The following is a 3,513-nucleotide window of genomic DNA, read 5'->3' as shown; positions in this document are numbered from 1 at the left end:
GACCCTCACCTCCAAGGGAACCCAGATGAGGACAATCCCTCACAAAACTCCCTCTGAGGCTTCGTGCCGCCTGAGGCTTCGTGCCGCCTGAGGCTTCGTGCCGCCTGAGTCTCGGGGAACGGCGTCGATGAGATCATCGGTGAAACGCCGCACCCCTCCCGAAGGCGGACCATTGATCATCTCCCGGCGCGTCCTCAACCGCACCCTCCTCGACCGGCAGTTCCTGCTGGGCCGTACCTCCCGCGCACCCCTGGACGTGCTCCGGCATCTGGTCGCCGTGCAGGGGCAGGAACCCAACTGGCCGTACGTCGGGCTGTGGACGCGCATCGACGGGTTCCGGCACGAGCGGCTGGAGGCGCTGATCCACGATCGCGCCGTGGTGCGTTCGACGGCGATCCGCAGGACCGTGCACCTGGTGTGCGCCCACGACTTCGCCTGGCTGCGGCCCGCGGTCGAGCCCGTCGTCGGCGCCGCCCTGCGGCACTCCTACTACGCGCAGGAGATCGAGGGAGTCGATCTCGACGAGCTGGCGCGGGCCGGCAGGGAGGTCCTCGGCGGCCGGACGCTGACACGGGGCGAACTCGGCCGGTCGCTCGGCGAGCGGTTCCCCGGACGCCACGCGCGCCGGCTCGCCGACGCGGTGGAGCTGCTGGAGCCGCTCGTCCACGGCCCGTCGGCCGGCGTCTGGGGAGCGTGGAGGAACCGTCCCTCGATCGAGGTGACCCGCGCGGAGGCGTGGACGGGTGTCCCCATGGCCGCGGAGCGGCGGCTCGAGACGATGATCGTGCGCTATCTGGCGGCGTTCGGGCCGGCGAGCGTCATGGACGTGCAGGCCTGGTCCGGGGTGACCCGCCTGCGCGAGGTGGTGGAGGGGCTCAGGCCGCGCCTGCGCGTCTACCGGGACGAGGAGGGCAAGGAGCTGTTCGACGTGCCGGAGGCGACGCTCGCGGACGCCGGGCTGCCCGCCCCGGTACGGTTCCTGCCCGCGTTCGACAACGTCCTGCTCGGGCACCGGGACCGCACGCGGGTGATCAGCGAGGAGGACCGCAGGCGCATCGCTCCGGCGGCCTCGGGCGGCGTCCCGGCCTTCCTCGTGGACGGCTTCGTCGAAGGCACGTGGACGCTGGAGGACGGGGCCGTGCTCGTCTCGCCGTTCCGGTCGCTCGCCGACCCCGGAGCGGTGCTCGCGGAGGCGGAACGCCTGCTGCCCTTCATCGGGGCGCGCACCGCCCGGATCGTCTGAGCTCCTCCGCCCTCCCGGCTCGGGTAGCGTCGGTGCCGATCTTCGAAGGCGATCAGGAGGCCGTCCCCGCATGAACCCGCCCGCCCGTACCCCTGAGCAGCGCAAGCAGGACACCCTCGACCGGCTGGAACGCGACGTCGACGCGTGGGTGGCCACGGCGGACGGGGAGAGCGGAAGCCCCTGCATGGTGCCGCTCTCCTTCCTCTGGGACGGCGAGACCCTGCTGCTGTCCACATCGAGTTCCACCCCGACCGGCCGGAACCTGCTGGCCGGCGGCACGGTCCGCCTCGGCATCGGGCAGACCCGGGACGTCGTCCTGATCGAGGGGACCGTGCAGGCGCTGGAGATCTCCGAGATCCCGGACGAGGTGGGCGACGCCTTCGCCGTCAAGACCGGCTTCGACCCGAGGAAGAGCGGTGACTCCTACCGCTACTTCCGGGTCCGCCCCCGGTGGATCCAGGCCTGGCGCGAGGTCAACGAGCTCGAAGGGCGCGACCTCATGCGCGACGGGCGGTGGCTCGTCCCCTGACCCGAGGCGGTCGGAGAGCGGCGGGGCCCGTCAGCGGGTGGCCAGTTCGGCGAGCAGGTCCATGCCGACGCGGTCGGGTGACCGCGCGTCGGCGCTGAGCACGACGACCGCGGCCCGGCGCTCGGGGGAGACGGCCAGCAGGGAGCGGTAGCCGCCGGTGCCGCCGTTGTGGAACAGGGTCCGGTGCTCGCCCCGGCCAGGAGGCTGCCGCAGCTCGATCCAGCCGGGGCGGACCGTCGCGCCGCCGGTGATGCGGTGGCCGGTGGAGTGGGTGAGGGCCACGGCCTCGGCGAGCCCGTCCGGCGCGTCGCCGAACTGGGTGCGTGCGAACCGGAGCAGATCGGGCACGGTGGAGTGCAGGCCGCCCGCTCCGGCGAGCGCGGCCAGGTTCCACCGGGGGCGGGGCCTGCCCAGGCGGGAGTGGCCGGGTGCCAGCCGGGCGGTGCGGCCGGCGTCGAGGACCACCCGGGTGTCGGCCAGGCCGAGCGGCCGGCAGATCTCCGCCTGGACGAGCTCGTCGTAGTCGGCGCCGGAGCCCGTGCCGCCGCCGGTGCGGCGGGCCAGGGCCAGGCCGAGCAGGCCGGCGCCGAGGTTGGAGTAGCGGAAGCGGCGTCCCGGCGCCGAGCGCAACCGGGTACGGCCCAGCCCTTCCAGCAGCATCCCGGGAGTGCAGCCGGCGTAGGGGTCGGAGCTGAACAGGCCGCGCGGCAGCAGCCCCCTGGGCAGTTTGGGCAGGCCCGAGGTGTGGCAGGCCAGGTGGACCAGCCCGATGCCCTCGCCGTCGCGCCCCGGTACGGCGGTGCCCTCGGGCAGCAGGTCGCGCAGCGGCTGGTCGAGGGCGACCTCGCCGCGTACGGCCAGCCGGGCCAGGGCCAGGGAGGTGAAGGTCTTGCTGATCGAGCCGATCTCGAACAGGGTGCCCGGGTCGGCGCCGTGCGTCGCGCTCTCCTCGCCGAGGACCGCGCCGACCGCGACGGCCCCGCGTCGCTTGGCGGCGAGCCGGTCGGCGGCACGGCGCACGAGGTCGTCCAGGGAGGTGGTGGTGGTCATCGCGGCTGCTCCAGGTGTCCGGACGGCCCGGATACGGGCGATCGGTCGATTCCGGTCATGGCGTCAATGTTGGTTGACGTGAAGCTCCTGTGTCAACTGAGGTTGACCGCAAAAGGGCGCACTGAGGAGGGCCACAGGGTCCGCCGGACGCCAACCGTGTCCGGCCGGTGTCCACCGGGGACGTCGAACCGTGCGCCGGGACCGGCCCGCGTGCCGGGGCACGCCACGCACAGAGGCCCGACCTGCGTGCATTTGAGTACACCGGTCATGGCTGGGCAGGGGCCACCGTAGGGGCGGTGGCACGGGCCGTCGCCTTTCCAGCCGACTGCCGAGGGGCATGCCGTATGACGTTCACCACGCCACCTTCTCCGGCCGCCCGGCATCTCACGCCGGTCCGATCCACGGCCTCGGAGCCGACTGCTCCGGGGCCCGCATCGGCGGGTTCCGCGACGGGTCCCACGGCGGCGGGACCCATGGCTCCGGGCCGCCCGGCCGTACCGCAGTCCCGTGCGACGCAGTCCCGTGCGACGCAGCCTCGTGCGACGCAGCCCCGCACGAGGCGGCCCCGCGCGACGCGCTCCGGTGACGTGCGGGCGTTCGTGAGCGCCGCCCTGCAGCGGCCCTTCACCATCGGCGCCATGGCGCCCACCGGCGCGCGCGTGGCCCGCGTGCTGGCCGCGGTCGTGCCCAG

The 3,513-nt window shown here is 73.9% G+C and carries 3 protein-coding genes; 2 read left to right on the top strand and 1 reads right to left on the bottom strand.

Annotated elements, in window-relative coordinates:
* Window positions 1–139: 139 nt before the first annotated feature.
* Window positions 140–1,243, top strand: a complete 1,104-nt coding sequence (locus ACWJ6R_RS32595) for a winged helix DNA-binding domain-containing protein (protein WP_449065904.1) — start codon at window positions 140–142, stop codon at window positions 1,241–1,243.
* Between the two features lie 70 nt (window positions 1,244–1,313).
* The gene (locus tag ACWJ6R_RS32590; RefSeq protein WP_449065903.1) at window positions 1,314–1,772 is read left to right on the top strand and encodes a pyridoxamine 5'-phosphate oxidase family protein; all 459 of its coding nucleotides are present in this window, start codon (window positions 1,314–1,316) and stop codon (window positions 1,770–1,772) included.
* Window positions 1,773–1,802: 30 nt separating this feature from the next.
* Here ACWJ6R_RS32590 and ACWJ6R_RS32585 read toward each other — a convergent pair whose 3' ends face one another.
* Complete coding sequence (locus ACWJ6R_RS32585; protein ID WP_449065902.1) at window positions 1,803–2,822, bottom strand: serine hydrolase domain-containing protein; 1,020 nt, start codon at window positions 2,820–2,822, stop codon at window positions 1,803–1,805.
* Window positions 2,823–3,513 lie beyond the last annotated feature (691 nt).

The sequence above is a fragment of the Planomonospora algeriensis genome, assembly GCF_977012225.1.
This window is presented reverse-complemented; position numbering and strand designations above follow the sequence as displayed.